Here is a 19,950-nt window from a genome sequence, read left to right as displayed (position 1 = left end):
CCATGCTTGGCAATACCTGCGGTTGCGGGGTGGTAGCGGGCTAGCGCCCCCGACGCCAGAGCAGCCCGCGCAGGCTCAGCAGGGCCGGCAGGCCCAGGCCTGCCCATGCCAGAACGTCCCAGCCACCGTCGCCGAGCAGTGCGGCGAACAGGCCCAGGAAGCCAAGCAGGGCAATCAACGCTGGCCAGGCGAAGAGGCGTGCAGTGGCTTGTGACCTGTGGCTCATGCGCGTGCCTCCCTGGGTTTGCGCTGCTTGCCCCACCACAGATAGAGGCCGCTGCCGAGCACGATGATTGTCAGCACGTCCAGTAACGCCCAGAGGATCTGCATCGGTCGCCCGCCGTAATCGCCGAAATGCAGTGGCTGCGACAGGCCCATGGCATCCATGTACCAGGGACGGTTGCCTACGGCAGTCACTGCAAGGGTGCGAGCATCGATCAGTACCGGCGTGAACAGGTGCGAACTCAGGTGGGTGGCACCGTTCATGAACACCGCATAGTGGTGCTCGCTGGAGAAACGCGTGCCAGGAAACGCGATGAAGTCCGGGCGCATGCCCGGCGCGGCCTGTTCGGCAATGTCCAGCAGGCGAGTGGCTGGGGCGCGCTCGACGAGCGGCGGGGCGTCGCGGTAGGGGGCAACCATCGCAGCCAGGCTGTCGTTGCGCCAGGCCGCGATGACCAGGTCGGACAGGGCGCTGATTACCCCGGTCACGCTCACCGTCAATGCCCAGGCCAGGGTGACCACCCCGATCAGGTTGTGCAGGTCGAGCCAGCGCAGGCGGCGGGATTTCTTGTGGCGTACGGTGCCGAATTCCAGGCGGCGCATGAATGGCGCATAGAGCACGGTGCCGGAGACAATCGCGACAATGAACAATACGCCCATGAAGGCCAGCAGCAGCTTGCCCGGCAGGCCTGCGAACATGTCCACATGCAGGCGCAGCATCACCATCATGAATCCACCATTGGCGGCCGGCATGGCCACCGCCTCGCCGGTGCGTGCATCGAGCATGAAGGTGTGCGACAGGTTGGGGTCGGTGCCGGCCGTGGCGGCGGTAATGGCGACCACGCCGTTGGGCTCGTCTTCATCGTAGCCGAAGTACTGCATGACCTCGCCGGGGCGATGTTGTTCGGCCTTGAGCGCCAGTTGCTGCAGGTCGAGGTGCGGGGTGCCTGCCGGCATCTCACGCAATTCAGGGGCGTCGCCTAGCAGGTGTTCGAGTTCGTGGTGGAAGATAAGGGGCAGGCCGGTGACTGCCAGCAACAGCAGGAACAGGGTACAGACCAGGCTGCTCCAGGTGTGGATCAAGGACCAGCGGCGGATGGTGGGGCTCTTCATCACGGTACCGATTGTTGTCGGTTGGAACCCGGGGCCGCAAGGCGACCCCAGCTCACTCAGAACTTGTAAGTGGCGCTGGCGACAACGCTGCGCTCATCGCCGTAGTAGCAGTAGTACGAGTCACAAGTAGAGAGGTAGTCCTTGTTCAGCAAGTTGGTGGCGGTGACTGCTACCGACGCGCCCTTCAGGCTGCCGTTCAGGCGACCCAGGTCGTAATGCACCGACCCGTCGAAGACGGTGTAGGCCTTGGCCTTGCCCAGGTAGGTATTGCCTTGGTCACCGTAGGTATTACCGGTATAACGCGCGCCCAGGCCGATGCCGAAGCCGTCGAGTAAGCCTGAGTGCCAGGTGTAGTCGCCCCAGATGGACGCTTGCTGGTTAGGCATCAGTTGCAGGCGGTTACCTTTGAAATCGCCATCCTGCACCTCGGACTTGGCCAGGGTGTAGGCGGCAATGACCTTCAGGTTGTCGGTTACATCGGAAACCGCTTCCAGCTCAAGGCCGCGGACTTTCACTTCACCGGTCTGGCTGGTGATGGTCACACCACCGACCGTGTTGGTGACCGAGACGTTTTTCTGAGTCAGGTCGTACACGGCTGCCGACAACAGGGTGTTGGACCCCGGCGGCTGATACTTCACGCCCAGCTCCCACTGTTTGCCTTCGGTGGGCTTGAACGAGTCCGAGGCCGACACACTGGCATTGCTGGACGGCTGGAACGACTCGGCATAGGACAGGTACGGCACAAAGCCCGAGTCGAAAACATAGCTGATGGCTGCGTTGCCGCTGAACTTCTTGTCCCGCTGGGTATTGGTGGCATCGCCCTGGTTGAAGAACTTGGTGCCGGTGTGCACCCAGTCTTCACGACCGCCCAGGGTCAGGCGCCAGTTACCAAGCGCCATCTGGTCCTGCACGTACAGGCCGGTCTGACGGGTTTTCTGGTTGTAGTCGTAAAACGCGGTCGAGCGATCCGGGCGAGTGATCGGCAGCCCGTAGACCGGGTTGTTGACGTTGCTGTCCGGCACGTTGAAGTCGAAGATCGACAGGTAGTTGGTGTTGATGCGCTGGTGGTCCAGGCCGATCAACAGCGTGTGGTCGATATCCCCGGTAGCGAAGTCCGCCTGGAAGTTGTTGTCCACCGCGAACTGGCTGATGTCTTCATCGGTGTTGGTGGACATGCGGCTGACAGTGCCATCGTCCTGCACCGGCGGCGAGCTCTTGTTGTAGCTGCCAGGGGTGATGGTCTGGAACGACAGGTCCGACTTGGTGTAGCGCAGGTTCTGGCGGAATTGCCAGACGTCATTGATGCGGTGTTCGAAGGCGTAACCCAGCGCGTAGTAAGTGCGGTCGTAGAACTCGTAATCCGGGTCACCCAGGTTCTTGTGGTGCGAGATCTTGCCGAACGGCATGTCGATCTTGGTGCCCTGGATGGGCCGGAACTGGCTGGTGGCACCGGTATCGTCACGGGTGAACTGGGTCAGGAAGGTCAGCGTCGTGTCTTCGTCTATGTTCCAGGTCAGGCTTGGGGCAATGTTGTAGCGCTTGTTGTCAATGTGGTCAATTTGCGTGCCACTGTCACGGATAACGCCACTGACGCCATAGAGAAAGCGACCTTCATCGTCGATCTTGCCGGTGCTGGCGAAGTTGATCTGGCGATGGTTGTCGCTGCCGTATTGAAGCTCGATTTCGTGAGCGCTTTCCGCTTGCGGGCGGCGGCTGACCATGTCCAGCAGGCCGCCAGGTGGGGTCTGGCCGTAGATCGAAGAGGCCGGGCCGCGCAGCAGGGCGAGGCGGTCGAGGTTCCAGGTTTCGGCTTTCGGGTTGGCGTACACGCCGCGGGGCAGCGGCAGGCCATCGAGGAACTGCGTTGGCTCGAAGCCGCGCACGCGCATCCAGTCATAACGGGTGTCGCTGCCGAAGCTGGCGGAGACGATGCCTGGCATGTAGCGCACTGCATCATCCAGGCTGTGTACACCGCGGTCTTTCATTTGCTCGCGGGTGGCGACAGAGATGGAGCGGGGGACTTCTACAAGTGCCGTGTCAGTCTTGGTGCCAGCAGCGGTGCGCTTGGCCACGTAGCCTTCAACCGGGCCCCAGGCGCTTTCGCTGGTGCTGGTGGCATTCACGGTGGTTTCCGGCAAGGCCAGGGTGCCATCCGGCACGGCCACCAGGCTGTAGCTGCCCGCAGTGCTCTGCTGCAACTGCAGGCCGGTACCGCTCAGGGCGGCTTGCAGGGCGCCCAGGCCGTCGTATTGGCCGCTGACCGGGGCCGAGGTGCGGCCGCTGACCAGTGCCGGGTCGATGGCCAAGGCAATGCCGGCCTGGCTGGCGATCTGGTTGAGGGTGGTGGCCAGTGGCGCGCTGGGCAGGTTGTAGGCGCGCGAGGTGGATTGCTCGGCGGCGAACAAGGCAGGGCTGGTCAGCGGGGCAGCCAGGCCGATGGCCAGGGCCATCAGGCTGGGGCGCAGGATATGATCAACGGCACGGGACATGCGGCGGTTCCTCGACGGGTAAGTGCTTGCTGCTTCCTTGCCGAGCGAGATCTGAAAAGTGTCAGGGTGAATCTGAAAAATATTGAGAATTATTTAAAAGGGGGTTTGCCAGCACCGGCCTCTTCGCGGGTGAACCCGCTCCTACGACGACCTCGATGTGTGCCCACCACCGTGGTAGGAGCGGGTTTACCCGCGAATACGGTGGTGGCGGCAACGGTGAACGGCGGGTGGAAATTGGCCAGCAGGCCCGGCCTATTTGGACGTGACGTTCACCCACCACTGCGTATGCCGCTCGATCTTCACCGGCAACGCCGGCACCAGCGAGGCCAGCGCCAGGTCGATGTTGGTCAGCGGGAAGCTGCCGGTCACACGCAGGTCGGCGACCTTGGCATCCACCCCGAGGTAGCCGCTGCGATACTGGCCCAATGTGGCGAGCAGGTCGCCCAGGCGTACGTTGTCGACCACCAGCATGCCGCGGGTCCAGGCATCGGCACCGGCAGGCACCGTGCCAACCTCGCCGAGGCCGTTGGCGTTCATCAACACCTGCTGGCCTTCGCGCAGCACCTGTTCGTCGCCGCTGTCATGCGGCATGGCGGCGACCGAGGCCTGCAGCACTTCCAGGCGCGTACCGCCGGCTTCGCGGCGCACCAGGAAGCGCGTGCCCAGTGGCCGCAAGCGACCGTCTTCAGTGCGTACCAGCAGCGGGCGCGGGTCCTGGTGGCCGGTTTCGACCGAGATTTCGCCCTGGTGCAGCACGATCACCCGTTGCGCGCCGGCGTAGTCGATGTCCACGGCGGTGTGGGTGTTCAGGCTCAGCAGTGTGCCGTCTTCCAGGCGCAAGGTACGCAACTCTCCCGTGGCGGTGCGCTGGTCGGCCAACCAGTAGCTGGGTGCCAGCGACGGGGCGCCGACCCATGCCAGCAGCGCGCCGAGCAGAAACGTACCGGCCAGCCCGCCGCCAACCTTGCCAATGCGTCGCCGCAGGCTGGCGCGCGATTGCAGCAGCGCCTGGCGTGCCGGGCCAGCCGCCGCGCTAACGCGCTGGTCCATGGCGCCGAGCTGGCGCCAGGCACGTGCGTGCTCTTCGCTGGCGGCATGCCAGCGCATGAATTCACTGCGTTCATCAGGCGTGCCGCTGCTGTCGCCGAGGCTGAGTTTCCAGGCAATCGCGGCTTCCAGGACCCGGGACGAAACCGGGAGGTTGCTCACGTCGGCTCCCCGTACAAGGCCACGTAGCACTGGCGCATCCCTTGGGCGATGTACTGGCGCACCCGCGATACCGAAACGCCAAGGCGCTCGGCAATTTCGGCATGGCCCATGCCGTCCAGACGGCTGTGCAGAAACGCCGCGCGAGCCTTGCTCGACAGCTTGCCGAGCAGGCGGTCAATGGCTTTGAGGTCTTCAAGGATCAGGTGCTGCATTTCTGGCGAGGGCTGTTCAGCTTCAGGGATCAGTGCCAGCTCGGCCAGGTAGGCCTGCTCCAGCGCAGCGCGGCGGAAGTGGTCGAACATCAGCCCCTTGGCCACGGCGGCCAGAAACGCGCGGGGTTCGCGGGGGGTGTCCAGTTGCTCACGACCAAGCAGGCGCACGAAGGTGTCCTGGCTCAGGTCTTCAGCACGTTGGCGGCAGGCCATGCTGCGTTGCAGCCAGGCGAGCAGCCAGCCGCGGTGGTCGCGGTACAGCGCACCGACCAGATCGGCGTGTGGGCTTTGTGCAGAAGACAAGCAGCGTCCCCCCGGAACGAATGCATTAACTAACGATAATTATTCGCGATTGTTGCAGAGGGGAGGGGGTGGGTGCAATGGACGCTTATCGGATTGCCATCATGGAAAAGGCTGAAGGGTATGCCTTGGAATTTTCAGTGCCTATCCCTACAAACCATGACTCTGCATCTTGCGCCGTCGCCACCCGCGCAACCGTTGCTCCAGCTGCAGCGGGCTGTCCAGTTGCTGGCGCCGGGCCTGGCTGAACAGGATCAGCGCCAGTTCTGCGGTCACCTGGGCATCGGCACTGGCATGATGGCGTTCTTCAACCTGCAAGCCAAACCGCGCTACCCAGTCATCCAGCCCGGCCTCGCGCAGCACTGTGTCGGGGTTGAGCATCGGCGCCAGTTCGGCAATATCGAGAAACGGCGACTGCAAGCGGTAACCCAGGCTCTCTTTCAGCGCACGGGCCAGCATGCGTTGGTCGAATGGCGCGTGAAACGCCAGCACCGGGCTGTTGCCAATGAAATCGAGCAAATCCAGCAGGGCCTCGGCCGGGTCGCAACCGGCAGCCAGGGCGCTGGGGCCCAAGCCGTGGATCAGTACGCTGGCGTTGGTCTTCTGCAAAGGGCGGTGCAATGTGCGTTCGAACTGCTGGGCAAAGTCGATGGCACCGTCTTCGATGGCCACCGCCCCGATCGACAGTACCTGATCACGGTTGGGGTTGAGCCCGCTGGTTTCCAGGTCCAGCACCACCCAGCGCTGCTCGCGCAGGGTACATACCCCTAGCGGCACGGGCTTGGGCAACCGGGCCAGGCGCTGGCGTGTGGTGTGGTCCAGCTCGGGCGCGCTGGGGCGCAGCCAGGCGAACAGGCTCACAACTGGTACCTCAAGGCCAGGCTGCTTTGCAGGCGCTGGGCCTGGCGCAGCGACTCGCGCAGGATGCGCCGGTCCAGGTGGTTGAGGCTGTCCGGGTCGAGCCGGTTGGAGTAAGGCAGGTTGTCGCGTATCTGGCGCTGGTGCTGCTGCATGCGGGTTTGCTGGATGAAGTGGTAGGCCTCTTCATAGGCGGCGCCGTCCAACGGTTCGATCACGCCCTTGGCTACCAGTTGGCGCAGGCGCTCCAGGGTATTGCAGGCAGCTATGCCATTGGCCAGAGCGAGCAAACGGGCACCATCCACGAAGGGCGTCAGGCCCTGGACCTTGAGGTCGAGAGTCGCCGCCTTGTCGTTGCCCTGGCGTGTCAGCACGAACTCGCGCAACCGGCCCACTGGCGGGCGTTGGCGCAGGGCGTTGTCAGCCATCATGCGCTGGAAGATGCGGTTGTCGGCTACCTGTGCCAGCAGGCCCTGGCGCAGTTGCTCGCAGCCTTGCTCGTCGCCCCACACTACCCGTAGGTCGAAGTAGATGCTCGAGCCCAGCAGGTTCTCCGGGCTGGCTTCGCGAACAAACCCGGCAAAGCGTCGCGCCCACTCGCTGCGCGACAGGCACAGTTCTGGGTTGCCGGCCATGACGTTACCCATGCACAGGGTAAAACCGCACTGGGCCAGGCACTGGTTGATGTATTGCGCCAGCGGCAGCAGGCGAGCGCGGATGGCGTCGGCCTCGGCGCTGTCGACTGCTTCGAAGAGGATGCCGTTGTCCTGGTCCGTGTGCAGGGTCTGCTCGCGTCGTCCTTCGCTGCCAAAGCACAGCCAGCTGAACGGCACGCCCGGGTCGCCACGTTCGGCCAGGGCCAGTTCGATGACTCGGCACACGGTATGGTCGTTGAGCAAGGTAATGATCTGGGTGATCTGCGTCGACGATGCGCCATGGGCCAGCATGCGTTCTACAAGCTGGCTGATTTCGCCCCGCAGTGAAACCAGCGTATCCAGGCGGGGCGCATGGCGTATGGTGCGTGCCAGGTGAACCAGATCGACCCGTTGCAGGGAAAACAGGTCGCGCTCGGAAACCACCCCGCACAGGCGCCGGTTTTCCACCAGGCATACATGGGCAATATGCCGCTCGGTCATGGCCATGGCGGCATCGAAGGCGCTGGCCTGGGGTGGGAGGTAGAACGGTTTGGCCGTCATGTGCCGGTCGATGGCGGCGCCCAGGTCTGCATCTATTGTCGCCACCACCTGGCGCAGGTCGCGCAAGGTGAAGATACCGATGGGGTAGCGCTGCGGGTCGACCACCACGATGCTGCCCACCTGTTGCTCGTGCATCAGCCGCACGGCTTCGCGCAGGGGCGTATTGGCGCTGCACACCACCGGGTGACGCATGGCCAGTTCACCCAGGGGGGTGTTCAGCGAGTATTGGGTGCCGAGGGTTTCCACAGCGCGCTGGCGTACTTGCTGATTGACCTGATCAAGCAGGCTGCTGACACCGCGCAGGGCAAAATCCCGAAACACTTCAGACATCGAGAACACGCGGATGAATGCGGCCTTGTTCAGTTGCAGGCAGAAGGTGTCTTCCCCGGCCAGGTGCTCGGTGCGGGTTGCTCGCTCACCCAGCAGGGCTGCCAGCGGGAAGCACTCGCCGCTGGTGATCTCGAACGTGGTCTCGACACCTGGTTTGGCCAGGTGCTGGCGCTCGCCAACCACGCGGCCCTGCTTGACGATGTAGAAGTGCTCGACCGGCCCGTCGGCAGGTTTGACGATGCTTTCACCGCAGGCGTAGAAGCGCAGCTGGCACTGCTCGACCAAGAAGGCCAGGTGGCTGTGCTCCATCTGGTTGAACGGCGGAAAGCGCTGCAGGAACTGCAATGTGCCTTGAATGTTTTGCAGTACCGCTGTCTTGCCCGCCTGGCTGTAGGCGTCCTTTTTGCTCATGAAACTGACCGTATCGCTATGCCGAACTATATATATCTATATATAGGTACCGGCCATGTTGTTCTCTGCCTCCATGGTCGGCTTGCGGCGGGGTGGTGCCCATTGGACGTAAGTCTATGAGCGCCCTTGTCAAAGACCCGACGAAAGGCGAAACGGGTTACGCGAGTAATGCGGTCCTAATGCTGAAGCGGAATTTTTTTGACGAGATGAGCATGCCTGAGCACACCGACATCCTGAGCGACGCCGAGCGCGAGGCCTTGGCTGTGATAAACCAAAATGCGCCTGTGGCAGCCAGACCGTTGGTGCTGGTGGTGGATGACAACGCGGTTAACCGCGAGGCGCTGATTCTGTACCTGAAAAGCCGGGGCATCGATGCGGTGGGCGCGGATGGGGCCGAGGAAGCCAGGTTGTACCTGCACTACCAGAAGCGTATCGGCTTGATGATTACCGATTTGCGCATGCAGCCTGAAAGTGGACTGGACTTGATCAGGACGATTCGTGCGTCGGAGCGGGCGGCGTTGTCGATCATTGTGGTGTCGGGCGACACCGATGTGGAAGAGGCAGTGGATGTGATGCACCTGGGGGTGGTGGACTTCCTGCTCAAGCCGGTGGATCTGGGCAAGCTGTTGGAGCTGGTGAACAAAGAACTGAAAATTGGATGATGCGCAGGGGGGACCGTAAAACGGCCCCCCTGGCGCAGATGCTGCTTACAACCCGTTACGTGCCTTGAACTCGCGGCGACGGCGGTGCAGTACCGGCTCGGTATAACCGTTCGGTTGCTTGCCACCTTCCACTACCAGTTCCACAGCCGCCTGGAACGCCACGTTGTCGTCGAAATTCGGCGCCATCGGGCGGTACAGGGGGTCGCCAGCGTTCTGCTGATCGACCACCACGGCCATGCGCTTGAGGCTTTCCAGCACCTGTTCCTGGCTGACCACGCCGTGGCGCAGCCAGTTGGCCAGCAGCTGGGCGGAGATGCGCAGGGTGGCACGGTCTTCCATCAGGCCGACGTTGTTGATGTCCGGCACCTTCGAGCAACCCACGCCCTGGTCGATCCAGCGCACCACGTAGCCGAGAATGCCCTGGGCGTTGTTGTCCAGCTCGTTGCGGATCTCTTCGGCCGACCAGTTGGTGTCGGCAGCCAGCGGAATGGCCAGAATGTCATCCACCGACGCCGGGGTACGTGAAGCCAGTTCACGCTGGCGCGCCTGTACGTCCACCTTGTGGTAGTGCAGGGCGTGCAGGGTGGCGGCAGTTGGCGACGGTACCCAGGCGGTGTTGGCACCGGCCAGTGGGTGGGCGATCTTCTGCTCGAGCATGGCGGCCATCAGGTCAGGCATGGCCCACATGCCTTTGCCGATCTGCGCACGGCCTTGCAGGCCGGTGGCCAGGCCAACGTCGACGTTGTTGTTTTCGTAGGCGCCGATCCACTTCTCGTTCTTCATGGCACCTTTGCGCACCACGGCGCCGGCTTCCATCGAGGTGTGGATTTCATCGCCAGTGCGGTCAAGGAAGCCGGTATTGATGAACGCCACGCGCTCGGCGGCTGCCTTGATGCAGGATTTGAGGTTGACCGTGGTACGGCGTTCCTCGTCCATGATGCCGACCTTGACGGTGTTGCGCGGCATGCCCAGCAGGTCTTCGACCTGGCTGAAGATCTCGGCGGCGAAGGCCACTTCCTCAGGGCCGTGCATCTTCGGCTTGACGATGTACACGCTGCCGCTGCGGGTATTCTTGCGGCTAGTGTTACCGTTGAGATTGTGCAGGGCGATCAGGTTGGTGAACAGCCCGTCCTGGATACCTTCGGGGATTTCGTTGCCCTGGGCATCGAGGATCGCCGGGTTGGTCATCAGGTGGCCAACGTTGCGCACGAACAGCAACGAACGACCGTGCAGGGTCACGCTGCCGCCGTTAGGCGCAGCGTACTCGCGGTCCGGGTTCATGGTGCGGGTGAAGGTTTTGCCACCCTTGCTCACGCTTTCGGCCAGGTCGCCTTTCATCAAGCCCAGCCAGTTGCGGTAGACGATGACTTTGTCGTCAGCGTCGACGGCTGCAACCGAGTCTTCGCAGTCCATGATGGTGGTCAGTGCCGACTCCATCAGGATGTCTTTGACGCCAGCGGCGTCGGTGCTGCCGACCGGGGTGCTGGCATCGACCTGGATTTCGAAGTGCAGGCCGTTGTGCTTGAGCAGCACAGCAGTGGGCGCGGCGGCGTCGCCGTGGAAGCCAATCAGTTGCGCATCGTCGCGTAGGCCAGTGTTGCTGCCGCCTTTCAGGGCAACAACCAGCTTGCCGCCTTCGATGCGATAGCCCGTGGAGTCGACGTGCGAGCCGGCGGCCAGTGGCGCGGCTTCGTCGAGGAAGGCGCGGGCGAAGGCGATGACCTTGTCGCCGCGTATCTTGTTGTAACCCTGGCCTTTTTCGGCGCCGCCTTCATCGCTGATGGCGTCGGTGCCGTACAGGGCATCGTACAGCGAACCCCAGCGGGCGTTGGCGGCGTTCAGGGCGAAGCGGGCGTTCATCACCGGCACGACCAGTTGTGGACCGGCCATGTGGGCGATTTCTTCGTCCACATTCTGGGTGGTGGCCTGGAAATCGTCGGCTTGTGGCAGCAGGTAGCCGATTTCCTGGAGGAATGCTTTGTAGGCTGCGGCGTCGTGGGCCTGGCCTTTGCGTGCCTGGTGCCAGGCGTCGATCTTGGCTTGCAGCTCGTCGCGCTTGGCGAGCAGGGCTTTGTTCTTTGGAGCGAGGTCATTGATGATCTTCTCTGCACCCGCCCAGAACTGCTCGGCGACGATGCCGGTCCCGGGGATGGCTTCGTTGTTCACGAAGTCGTACAGGACCTTGGCGACCTGAAGGCCACCGACTTGAACGTATCCAGTCATTGCTTGCCTCACTCTGCTCAGCTATTTCGCTCTTCTGTATTAAGCCTGTAGCGCTTCTCTAAACACGGCACCAGTGCATGCCTCCGGGGTTGCTCGGGGGCGGCTGGGTGCGGCCTGCCAGACAGGCTGGCGGGCAGTGTGCGTATTTTCACAGGCGCCTTGGCAGACATCCAAACGACGTTTTGTAGTCCGCGCCACGGGATACTACATGAAGCAGTAGGCGGGGCAAAATCAGACTAAAAGCGCCGTTATGCGACCCGTTGGTCGCGTATGGTCACGCTGGGAGTAGGTATGTTCGCAAAAAACAGGTGGATTGTTCCAGATAAATCTTGAAACAGTACACGATTGGCTGTGCAGATTGCCCTGCGGCAGGTTGCCGCGCCTTGCCTATACTGACTCGATCCCCCGATTTTCTGCCGCCCGGCGCGGTCCGACACGAGGAAGGGCTTGTGGATCATCTTGTACTGACTGTAATTGCCCCTGACAAGGCCGGCCAGGTCGAACGTATTGCCCAGTGCATTGCCGACCACAGTGGTAACTGGCTGGAAAGCCGCATGTCGCGTATGGCCGGGCAGTTTGCTGGGATTCTGCGGGTGGCGGTGCCGGCAGAGAATTACGCCGAGCTTGTGGCCTCGCTGCAGGGGCTGGCCAGGTATGACATTCGCGTGCTGATTGCCGAGAGCGGGATCGAGCCGTCGTGCACCTGGAAGCCGATTGCCATGGAGCTGGTGGGTAACGACCGGCCGGGTATCGTGCGGGACATTACCCGCTTGCTGGCCGAGTTGCAGGTAAACGTCGAGCGGTTTTCCACAGAAGTGCGGCCGGCGCCGATGAGCAGTGAGCCGTTGTTCCACGCTGACGCGTTGCTGGCGCTGCCGCTGACCTTGCCGCTGGATGAACTGCAGCAGAAGCTAGAGAGCTTGGCGGATGACTTGATGGTGGAGTTGAAGCTGCGGGCAGAGGATTGAACAGAGGCTGCCGAGGCCGCTTTGCGGCCCAATCGCGACACAAGGCCGCTCCCTCAGGTTCCTGTGTACACCGGACAAATGTCGGTCTTGTGTCGCGAAGCGGCCATCTGCGGTTATCCCGATATCACGGGGAAGGCCCTGTGGATAACCTGGGGGTGTACCTCTCCAGCCCAGGTATCACGTGCCTTGTACTGTTTTGCTCAAAAAATGCCCAATTATCAGCGGCTTGTGCACAAAGTGCGGGGACGAGGGTGTGGATAACCTATGGAGATGTCTCTGCAGGCCAGGCGCTACATGACCTGCAGAGTTTTGATCGTTTTCTGATCAGCTACGTTTGCGCAAGTTCAGCCATGCATCGACGCTGTAAATCGCCAAACCTGCCCAAATGAACATGAAGGCCGCCAGGGTGCTCGACGACAAATGCTCGTCGAACAGCACTACGGCCTGCAACAGCACCAAGGTCGGCGCCAGGTACTGCAGGAAGCCCAGCGTGGTGTACGGCAGGTGCCGTGCGGCGGCGTTGAAGCATACCAGCGGCACCAGCGTTACCGGCCCCGCCGCCATCAGCCACAGCGCCTCGCTGCTGGTATAGAACGCGCCCTGGGCACTCATCGCTGCCGGATGCAGCAGCAGCCAGCCAAGGGCCAGCGGTACCAACATCCAGGTTTCCACCACCAGGCCTGGCAGTGCTGCTACCGGCGCCTGCTTGCGGATCAGCCCGTAGAAGCCGAAGCTCAACGCCAGCACCAGTGACACCCACGGCAGGCTGCCCACTTGCCACACCTGCTGCGCCACACCCACTGCGGCCATGCCCACCGCCAGCCATTGCAGGCGGCGCAGGCGCTCACCAAGAATCAGCATGCCCAGCAGTACGTTGATCAGCGGGTTGATGTAATAGCCCAGGCTGGCCTCGAGCATACGACCGTTGTTCACCGCCCACACGTAGGTCAGCCAGTTACCGGCGATCAGTGCCCCGCTCAGTGCCAGGATGCCCAGCCGGCGCGGGTTGTTGCGCAGTTCACGCCACCAGCCGGGGTGTTTCCACACCAGTAGCAGCAGCGAGCCGAACAGGGCTGACCAGAGCACCCGGTGGACAATGATTTCCACCGCCGGGACGCTCTGGATTGCCTTGAAGTAGATGGGGAAAAGGCCCCAGATGATGTAGGCGCTCAAGCCCAGTATGTACCCGCGACGCGGGTTTGCGGCGTGCATGCAGAATCCTTGCTTAGGTTGCTAAATAAAGCGACGCCTATTGTAGACAGAGGTGGGCGTGCTTCTAGAACAATTTCAGCGGTGCTTCATCCAGCGCGGCCATTTGTTCGCGCAAGGCGAGAATCTGGTCGCCCCAGTAGCGTGGCTGGCCGAACCAGGGGAAGCTGGGCGGGAACGCCGGGTCGTCCCAGCGCCTTGCCAGCCAGGCGCTGTAGTGCAGCTGGCGCAGGGCGCGCAGGGGCTCGATCAGGGCCAGCTCGCGCGGGTCGAAGTCGTGGAACTCGTTGTAGCCGTCGATCAGCTCGGCCAGTTGCCCCAGGCGCTCCTCGCGGTTGCCGGCCAGCATCATCCACAGGTCTTGCACCGCTGGGCCCATGCGGCAATCGTCGAGGTCGACCACGTGGTACACCTCGTCACGGTGCATCAGGTTGCCGGGGTGCAGGTCGCCGTGCAGGCGGATGAGCTGGTGTGGTGTGCGAGCGTAGATGTCCTCCACCCGCTTGAGCAGGTCACGTGCCACGGACTCGAACGCCGGCAGCAGTTCACGCGGGACAAATTTACCCTCCAGCAAGGTGTTCAGCGAGGCGTGGCCAAAGTTGTCCACAGCCAGTGCCTCACGGTGCTTGAACGGCTTGCTGGCGCCCACGGCATGCAGGCGGCCAAGTAACTGGCCCAGGCGATACAACTGGTCGAGGTTGCCAGGTTCGGGGGCGTGGCCGCCGCGACGGGGGAACAGCGTGAAGCGGAAGCCCTTGTGTTCGAACAAAGTGCGGTCATCGTGCTGCATGGGCGCAACCACCGGGACTTCGCAGTCGGCGAGTTCGGCCGTGAAGGCGTGTTCTTCGAGGATTGCTGCATCGCTCCAGCGGCCTGGGCGGTAGAACTTGGCAATCAACGGCTGCGCGTCTTCGATGCCCACCTGGTACACGCGGTTCTCGTAGCTGTTCAGCGCCAGCACCCGAGCGTCGCTGAGAAAGCCCAGGCTTTCCACTGCGTCCAGGACCAGGTCGGGGGTGAGGGTGTCAAAGGGGTGGGACATGGTGGCTCCGGAGGGTAAGCGGCGTGGGGCCATGGTAGCGCGTTATGCCTGTGCCGGCTTCTTCACAGGCAGGCCCGCAATCCGCTTGCCGTGTGGCCAGGCTATGCCGGTATCCCGATCAGCACATAGGACGGATGGAACTGCACCCGCACCGAGCTGCCGGCCGCCACTTGTTGCCCAGCCAACCACTGCGCCTCTGCAATGGCACACAACGTCTGACCATTACCCAGCGCCAGCCTGACCTCGCTGGGGCCATCCTCCTCGGCCAGCACTTCTTCCACCGTTGCGCTCAAACAGTTGCTGCCTCCCTCGGCTTCTTCCTCTTGCGCCAGCAACCGCACCCACCCGGCCTTTAGCAGCGCCACCACCATCGTTCCCAGGGTCAGCTCCAGGCGCGCCGTGCTGTCATGGGTGATCAGCGCATCGATCTCCAACCCGCCACCCAATGCCAGGCTGACGCGGTCATACCGGCCTTCAGGGCGCAGTCCGCTGACCTGGCCCTGCAACTGGTTGCGCGCACTGGTGCGTAGCATCAGGCGCCCGAGCAGGTCGAGGTCGCCGGATTCTTCGGCGGCCTCAAGGATTTGTGCCTGCAGGGCCTGCAGCCTTTGGTACAGGCGCAACACCCGCTCGCCTTCCGGCGACAGATGCGCACCGCCACCGCCACGGCCACCGGTGCTGCGCTTGACCAAGGGCTGGCTGGCCAGATTGTTGAGCTCGTCGATGGCATCCCAGGCCGCCTTGTAGCTGATACCCGCGGCCTTGGCGGCGCGGGTGATCGAGCCTTGTTCGGCAATGTGCTGCAGCAGCGCGATGCGCTGTGGGCGGCGGGCGATGTGCTGGGTGAGAACGGAGGGTAGGGACATGGGTATTCCGTATACAAGGGTGCTTTACAAATGGGCAGGTCGCGCCTGGTCATACATACCCCGGTTTGGGCGTACGTGCCAGGCAATACACATCCACCCGCCGCGCACCTGCCTTGCGCAGTGCCTGGGCGATAGCCTGCGCAGTGGCACCGGTGGTCAACACATCATCGACGATGGCGACATGCTTGCCTTCCAGTTCGCCCTTTACCGCGAACGCCTGGCGTAAATTGCGCTGCCGTGCCTTGGCGCCCAGATGTTGCTGTGCCGGTGTCTCGCGTGTGCGGACCAGCAAACGCTCGTTGCAGGTTACGCCGACGTGCGATGACAACCACCGCCCAAGCATCCCTGCCTGGTTGAACCCCCGCTCGCGCAGTCGACGCCTGGCCAAAGGCACAGGCAACAGCAGGTCAGGGCGAGGCAACCCTTCGGCATAGCGATACAGCAGCCCCTGCCCCAGCAGTTCAGCCATCAGGCGCCCCAAAGGCCATTGGCGATTGTGCTTGAAACGGCTGATCAACGTGTCAACCGGAAAGCCGAAATGCCACAGGGCAATGACCTGATCGAAGGCCGGCAAGCAGCGGCCACATGGGGCGCAGGTCAAGCCGGCCATAGGCAGGGGCAGGGCGCAATGCCGGCACTGATCACCCAGCCAGGGCAGCGCCTGTTCGCAGGTGATGCACAGCGGGTAATGCTGTTCGGCAGGCTCATCGCATAACAAGCACTTCTGATTAATAAGTGAGCACTTGTAAACCAGTCGCTTCCAGTGCAGTTGACAGTTCATAGGCCTTCCATGACTATGCGAGCTATCCGTGATGCGCTGGCGGGCTTTCCTGTCCCGGCGCCAGCTACAGCCTAAACAAGGAAACGCCGATGAGCGCCAGCACAACTGCAACAACACGTCACGACTGGTCCCTGGCCGAGGTCAAGGCGCTGTTCCAGCAACCGTTCAATGACTTGCTGTTCCAGGCGCAGACCGTGCACCGCGCGCATTTCGACCCCAACCGCGTGCAGGTTTCGACCTTGCTGTCGATCAAGACCGGCGCCTGCCCGGAAGATTGCAAATATTGTCCGCAGTCCGGTCACTACAACACCGGGCTGGAGAAACAGAAGCTGATGGAAGTGCAGAAGGTGCTGGAGGAAGCTGCCCGCGCCAAAGCCATCGGTTCTACCCGTTTCTGCATGGGGGCGGCGTGGAAACACCCGTCGGCCAAAGACATGCCCTACGTGCTGGAGATGGTCAAAGGCGTCAAGGCCATGGGCCTGGAAACCTGCATGACCCTCGGCAAACTCGACCAGGAGCAGACCAAGGCCCTGGCCCAGGCTGGTCTGGACTACTACAACCACAACCTCGACACCTCGCCGGAGTTCTACGGCAGCATCATCACCACGCGTACCTACAGCGAGCGCCTGCAGACCCTGGCCTACGTGCGCGATGCCGGGATGAAAATCTGCTCTGGTGGCATTCTGGGCATGGGTGAGTCGCTGGATGACCGTGCCGGCCTGCTGATCCAGCTGGCCAACCTACCGGAGCATCCGGAGTCGGTGCCGATCAACATGCTGGTCAAGGTGGCCGGCACGCCGCTGGCTGAGGAAGAGGACGTCGACCCGTTCGACTTTATCCGTATGCTGGCCGTGGCCCGGATCCTCATGCCCAAGTCTCACGTGCGCCTGTCCGCCGGCCGCGAGCAGATGAACGAGCAGATGCAGGCCCTGGCCTTCATGGCGGGCGCCAACTCGATCTTCTACGGCGAAAAGCTGTTGACCACCGCCAACCCCCAGGCCGACAAGGACATGCAGCTGTTCGCACGCCTGGGCATCAAGCCCGAAGCGCGTGAAGAGCACGCCGACGAAGTGCACCAGGCAGCCATCGAGCAAGCGCTGGTCGAGCAGCGCAGCAGCGAGATGTTCTACGACGCCGCGACAGCCTGACATGGCTTTCGACCTGGCAGCGCGCCTGGCCGAACGGCGCGCCGCAGACCTGTATCGGCAGCGGCCATTGCTGGAAAGCCCGCAAGGGCCGGAAGTGGTGGTCGACGGCCAGCGGTTGCTGGCCTTCTGCAGCAATGACTACCTGGGCCTGGCCAACCACCCCGAGGTGATCGCCGCCTGGCAGGCCGGCGCCGAGCGCTGGGGTGTGGGAGGTGGTGCCTCGCACCTGGTGGTTGGCCACAGCACCCCGCACCATCAGGTTGAAGAGGCACTGGCTGAACTCACCGGCCGCCCGCGCGCCCTGTTGTTCTCCACCGGCTATATGGCCAATCTGGGCGCCATCACCGCGCTGGTGGGGCAGGGCGACACGGTACTGCAAGACCGCCTCAACCATGCCTCGCTGCTGGATGGCGGGCTGCTCAGTGGTGCCCGCTTCAACCGCTACCTGCATAACGACCCGGCCAGCCTGGCCAGCCGCCTGGACAAGGCAGTCGGCAATACCCTGGTGGTGACCGATGGCGTATTCAGCATGGACGGTGACCTGGCCGACCTGCCGGCGCTGGCTGATGTCGCCCGTGCCCGCGGAGCCTGGCTGATGGTTGACGATGCCCATGGCCTGGGTACCTTGGGCGCACAGGGCGGCGGCATCGTCGAGCACTTTGGCCTGGGCGTGGATGACGTACCGGTGCTGATCGGCACGCTGGGCAAGGCTTGCGGCACTGCGGGCGCCTTTGTTGCTGGCAGCGAAGCGCTGATCGAGGCGCTGGTACAGTTCGCCCGCCCCTATATCTACACCACCAGCCAGCCACCGGCGCTGGCCTGCGCCACACTCAAGAGCCTGGAGCTGCTGCGCCGCGAAACCTGGCGTCGTGAGCACCTGGCAGCCTTGATTCGCCAGTTCCGAGAAGGCGCGCAGCAGCTGGGGCTGCAGTTGATGGACAGCCCGACGCCGATCCAGCCCATCGTGATCGGCGACAGTGCGCAGGCGTTGCGCCTGTCACGCCTGCTGCGTGAGCGCGGCTTGCTGGTGACGGCCATCCGTCCACCCACCGTGCCGGCTGGCAGCGCACGCCTGCGGGTAACCCTGAGCGCCGCACACAGCGAGGCGCAGGTGCAGCTATTGTTGAATGCATTGGCCGAGTGTTATCCACAGTTGGAGAACGCCGATGCGTAATCGACTTGTTCTATTGCCCGGCTGGGGCTTGGGAACTGCTGCGCTGGAGCCGCTGGCCGCTAGCCTGCGAGCCCAGGACGCCCGCCTGCAGGTAGAGCTGATGCCCCTGCCAGAACTGGCCCACAGCGATGTGCAGGCCTGGATCGACCATCTGGACCGCAAGCTGCCCAACAATGTCTGGCTGGGTGGCTGGTCACTGGGTGGCATGTTGGCCAGCGCGCTGGCGCACAAGCGTGGCGACCACTGCTGCGGGCTGCTGACCTTGGCCAGCAACCCCAGCTTCCTGGCCCGGCCAGATTGGCCCCATGGCATGGCCGAAGACACCTTCGGCACCTTCCTCGACGGTTGCCGCAACCATACTCAGGTTACCCTCAAGCGCTTCCGTACCCTGTGCAGCGACGGCGCCCTGCAGCCGCGCACCCTGTTGCGCCAACTGGGTGTCGGCGTGCCGGATACCGACCCGTTGTACCTGGCCACTGGCCTTGAAGTGCTGGCCAAGCTGGACACCCGTGAAGCCTTGCAGGCCTATGATGGCCCGCAACTGCACCTGTTCGCCGGCAGCGATGCACTAGTGCCGGCAGAGGCGGCAAAGGCGTTGAGCGAGCTGTTGCCCGATGTAGAAGTGGGCCTGGTCGAAGACAGTTCCCACGCGTTCCTGCTGGAGTACCCGCAGGAGCTGGCGGCGGGCATCAAGAGTTTTCTGCATGAGAGTGGCGATGACTGACCTTTCCCGTCCGACCCTGCCCGGCGCATTACCCGACAAGCGCCAGGTGGCGGCCTCGTTCTCCCGCGCCGCGGCCAGCTACGACAGCGTGGCGGCCCTTCAGCGCGCTGTAGGCCTGAGCCTGCTGGAGCAGTTGCCGGCAGGCCTGCAGCCGTCACACTGGCTGGACCTGGGCAGTGGCACCGGCCATTTCAGCCGCATGCTGGCTGAGCGTTTCGCCCAGGCCAGCGGCGTGGCGGTGGATATTGCCGAGGGCATGTTGCTTCATGCCCGTCATGTTAAGGGTGGGGCGCAGTATCACGTGGTTGGCGACGCCGAGCGTTTGCCGCTGCGCGATGGCAGCATCGACCTGGTGTTTTCCAGCCTGGCGGTGCAGTGGTGCGATCAGTTCGCCAGTGTGCTGGCCGAGGCGCAGCGGGTGCTGTGCCCAGGCGGTGTACTGGCCTTCAGCAGCCTGTGCGTGGGCACCCTCGACGAACTGCGCGCCAGCTGGCAGGCGGTGGATGGCCTGGTGCATGTAAACCGCTTCCGCCGTTTCGAAGACTATCAGCGCCTGTGCGCAGCCAGCGGTTTTGAACAGCTTGAGCTAGAGCGGTGCCCGCATGTGCTGCACTACCCGGATGTGCGCAGCCTGACCCACGAACTGAAGGCGTTGGGGGCGCACAATCTGAACCCTGGGCGACCTTCCGGCCTCACCGGCCGGGCGCGAATGCAGGGCCTGTTGCAGGCCTATGAGGCATTTCGCCAGCCCGCGGGGCTGCCAGCCACCTATCAAGTGGTCTATGGTGTGTTGCGCAAGCCACAGGTGTAAGG

At 63.3% G+C, this 19,950-nt stretch carries 18 protein-coding genes; 6 read left to right on the top strand and 12 right to left on the bottom strand.

All coding sequences use genetic code 11. The features are described from left to right. Positions 1–40 precede the first annotated feature (40 nt). The 7 genes from ACF8FG_RS12340 to ACF8FG_RS12310 all read right to left on the bottom strand — a co-directional run bounded on the left by ACF8FG_RS12340 (position 41) and on the right by ACF8FG_RS12310 (position 8,340). Positions 41–226: a hypothetical protein gene (locus ACF8FG_RS12340; RefSeq protein WP_011953272.1), complete on the bottom strand. Its 186-nt coding sequence runs from the start codon at positions 224–226 to the stop codon at positions 41–43. After that, positions 223–1,335, bottom strand: coding sequence for a PepSY domain-containing protein (locus tag ACF8FG_RS12335; protein ID WP_119714213.1), 1,113 nt, complete (start codon positions 1,333–1,335; stop codon positions 223–225). The genes ACF8FG_RS12340 and ACF8FG_RS12335 overlap by 4 nt, the downstream gene beginning before the upstream one ends. 56 nt (positions 1,336–1,391) lie before the next feature. Next, positions 1,392–3,824 (bottom strand): TonB-dependent siderophore receptor, encoded by a 2,433-nt coding sequence (locus ACF8FG_RS12330; protein ID WP_076402461.1) that lies wholly within the window; start codon positions 3,822–3,824, stop codon positions 1,392–1,394. Between the two features lie 252 nt (positions 3,825–4,076). Continuing rightward, a complete protein-coding gene (locus ACF8FG_RS12325) occupies positions 4,077–5,033 on the bottom strand; it encodes a FecR domain-containing protein (protein WP_076402462.1) in 957 nt (318 codons plus the stop codon). Beyond that, a complete protein-coding gene (locus tag ACF8FG_RS12320) occupies positions 5,030–5,548 on the bottom strand; it encodes an RNA polymerase sigma factor (protein WP_010951704.1) in 519 nt (172 codons plus the stop codon). Before ACF8FG_RS12320 ends, ACF8FG_RS12325 begins: the two co-directional genes overlap by 4 nt. Before the next feature lie 147 nt (positions 5,549–5,695). Then, entirely contained in the window at positions 5,696–6,406 is a 711-nt protein-coding gene (locus tag ACF8FG_RS12315; RefSeq protein ID WP_010951705.1) for a PolC-type DNA polymerase III, read from the bottom strand. Beyond that, entirely contained in the window at positions 6,403–8,340 is a 1,938-nt protein-coding gene (locus ACF8FG_RS12310; RefSeq protein WP_014589414.1) for a putative nucleotidyltransferase substrate binding domain-containing protein, read from the bottom strand. The genes ACF8FG_RS12315 and ACF8FG_RS12310 overlap by 4 nt, the downstream gene beginning before the upstream one ends. 116 nt (positions 8,341–8,456) lie before the next feature. On the opposite strand from ACF8FG_RS12310, the gene ACF8FG_RS12305 reads away from it, so the two are divergent. Then, positions 8,457–9,002, top strand: a complete 546-nt coding sequence (locus tag ACF8FG_RS12305) for a response regulator (RefSeq protein ID WP_019437059.1) — start codon at positions 8,457–8,459, stop codon at positions 9,000–9,002. A 45-nt stretch (positions 9,003–9,047) separates the two neighbouring features. Here the strand turns inward: ACF8FG_RS12305 and ACF8FG_RS12300 are convergent, their stop codons facing one another. Next, complete coding sequence (locus ACF8FG_RS12300; RefSeq protein WP_014589416.1) at positions 9,048–11,225, bottom strand: malate synthase G; 2,178 nt, start codon at positions 11,223–11,225, stop codon at positions 9,048–9,050. 449 nt (positions 11,226–11,674) lie between these two features. On the opposite strand from ACF8FG_RS12300, the gene ACF8FG_RS12295 reads away from it, so the two are divergent. Next, positions 11,675–12,193 (top strand): glycine cleavage system protein R, encoded by a 519-nt coding sequence (locus ACF8FG_RS12295; RefSeq protein ID WP_014589417.1) that lies wholly within the window; start codon positions 11,675–11,677, stop codon positions 12,191–12,193. Between the two features lie 324 nt (positions 12,194–12,517). Here ACF8FG_RS12295 and rarD read toward each other — a convergent pair whose 3' ends face one another. From rarD to ACF8FG_RS12275, 4 genes are all read right to left on the bottom strand, one after another. Further along, on the bottom strand, positions 12,518–13,405 hold the full coding sequence (gene rarD, locus ACF8FG_RS12290) for an EamA family transporter RarD (protein ID WP_119714212.1): 888 nt from the start codon (positions 13,403–13,405) through the stop codon (positions 12,518–12,520). Positions 13,406–13,469: 64 nt separating this feature from the next. Then, entirely contained in the window at positions 13,470–14,444 is a 975-nt protein-coding gene (locus ACF8FG_RS12285) for a serine/threonine protein kinase (RefSeq protein WP_134698185.1), read from the bottom strand. A gap of 101 nt (positions 14,445–14,545) precedes the next feature. Continuing rightward, on the bottom strand, positions 14,546–15,310 hold the full coding sequence (locus ACF8FG_RS12280; RefSeq protein WP_070383368.1) for a TOBE domain-containing protein: 765 nt from the start codon (positions 15,308–15,310) through the stop codon (positions 14,546–14,548). 49 nt (positions 15,311–15,359) lie between these two features. Further along, positions 15,360–16,091, bottom strand: a complete 732-nt coding sequence (locus ACF8FG_RS12275) for a ComF family protein (protein ID WP_014589422.1) — start codon at positions 16,089–16,091, stop codon at positions 15,360–15,362. Positions 16,092–16,180: 89 nt separating this feature from the next. Here ACF8FG_RS12275 and bioB point away from each other — a divergent pair, with 89 nt between their 5' ends. From bioB to bioC, 4 genes are read left to right on the top strand one after another with little or no spacing between them, the layout of a single operon-like run. Beyond that, the gene (bioB, locus tag ACF8FG_RS12270) at positions 16,181–17,239 is read left to right on the top strand and encodes a biotin synthase BioB (protein ID WP_014589423.1); all 1,059 of its coding nucleotides are present in this window, start codon (positions 16,181–16,183) and stop codon (positions 17,237–17,239) included. A 1-nt stretch (position 17,240) separates the two neighbouring features. Continuing rightward, the gene (gene bioF, locus ACF8FG_RS12265) at positions 17,241–18,413 is read left to right on the top strand and encodes an 8-amino-7-oxononanoate synthase (RefSeq protein ID WP_004577120.1); all 1,173 of its coding nucleotides are present in this window, start codon (positions 17,241–17,243) and stop codon (positions 18,411–18,413) included. After that, entirely contained in the window at positions 18,406–19,137 is a 732-nt protein-coding gene (locus ACF8FG_RS12260) for an alpha/beta fold hydrolase (RefSeq protein WP_014589424.1), read from the top strand. Before bioF ends, ACF8FG_RS12260 begins: the two co-directional genes overlap by 8 nt. Then, a complete protein-coding gene (gene bioC, locus ACF8FG_RS12255) occupies positions 19,130–19,948 on the top strand; it encodes a malonyl-ACP O-methyltransferase BioC (RefSeq protein ID WP_014589425.1) in 819 nt (272 codons plus the stop codon). The genes ACF8FG_RS12260 and bioC overlap by 8 nt, the downstream gene beginning before the upstream one ends. The last annotated feature ends 2 nt before the right edge of the window (positions 19,949–19,950 follow it).

The sequence above is a fragment of the Pseudomonas sp. YQ_6 genome (genome assembly GCF_043103245.1).
In the GTDB taxonomy this organism is placed as follows: Bacteria; Pseudomonadota; Gammaproteobacteria; order Pseudomonadales; family Pseudomonadaceae; genus Aquipseudomonas; species Aquipseudomonas alloputida.
This window is presented reverse-complemented; position numbering and strand designations above follow the sequence as displayed.

Bases quoted from the DNA above. Each gene is read 5' to 3' on its own strand.
- ACF8FG_RS12275 (WP_014589422.1), bottom strand. From the start codon at position 16,091: ATGAACTGTCAACTGCACTGGAAGCGACTGGTTTACAAGTGCTCACTT.
- ACF8FG_RS12305 (WP_019437059.1), top strand. From the start codon at position 8,457: ATGAGCGCCCTTGTCAAAGACCCGACGAAAGGCGAAACGGGTTACGCG.
- ACF8FG_RS12330 (WP_076402461.1), bottom strand. From the start codon at position 3,824: ATGTCCCGTGCCGTTGATCATATCCTGCGCCCCAGCCTGATGGCCCTG.
- ACF8FG_RS12335 (WP_119714213.1), bottom strand. From the start codon at position 1,335: ATGAAGAGCCCCACCATCCGCCGCTGGTCCTTGATCCACACCTGGAGC.
- bioC (WP_014589425.1), top strand. From the start codon at position 19,130: ATGACTGACCTTTCCCGTCCGACCCTGCCCGGCGCATTACCCGACAAG.
- bioF (WP_004577120.1), top strand. From the start codon at position 17,241: ATGGCTTTCGACCTGGCAGCGCGCCTGGCCGAACGGCGCGCCGCAGAC.
- ACF8FG_RS12260 (WP_014589424.1), top strand. From the start codon at position 18,406: ATGCGTAATCGACTTGTTCTATTGCCCGGCTGGGGCTTGGGAACTGCT.
- rarD (WP_119714212.1), bottom strand. From the start codon at position 13,405: ATGCACGCCGCAAACCCGCGTCGCGGGTACATACTGGGCTTGAGCGCC.
- ACF8FG_RS12340 (WP_011953272.1), bottom strand. From the start codon at position 226: ATGAGCCACAGGTCACAAGCCACTGCACGCCTCTTCGCCTGGCCAGCG.
- ACF8FG_RS12280 (WP_070383368.1), bottom strand. From the start codon at position 15,310: ATGTCCCTACCCTCCGTTCTCACCCAGCACATCGCCCGCCGCCCACAG.
- ACF8FG_RS12285 (WP_134698185.1), bottom strand. From the start codon at position 14,444: ATGTCCCACCCCTTTGACACCCTCACCCCCGACCTGGTCCTGGACGCA.
- ACF8FG_RS12300 (WP_014589416.1), bottom strand. From the start codon at position 11,225: ATGACTGGATACGTTCAAGTCGGTGGCCTTCAGGTCGCCAAGGTCCTG.
- bioB (WP_014589423.1), top strand. From the start codon at position 16,181: ATGAGCGCCAGCACAACTGCAACAACACGTCACGACTGGTCCCTGGCC.
- ACF8FG_RS12310 (WP_014589414.1), bottom strand. From the start codon at position 8,340: ATGAGCAAAAAGGACGCCTACAGCCAGGCGGGCAAGACAGCGGTACTG.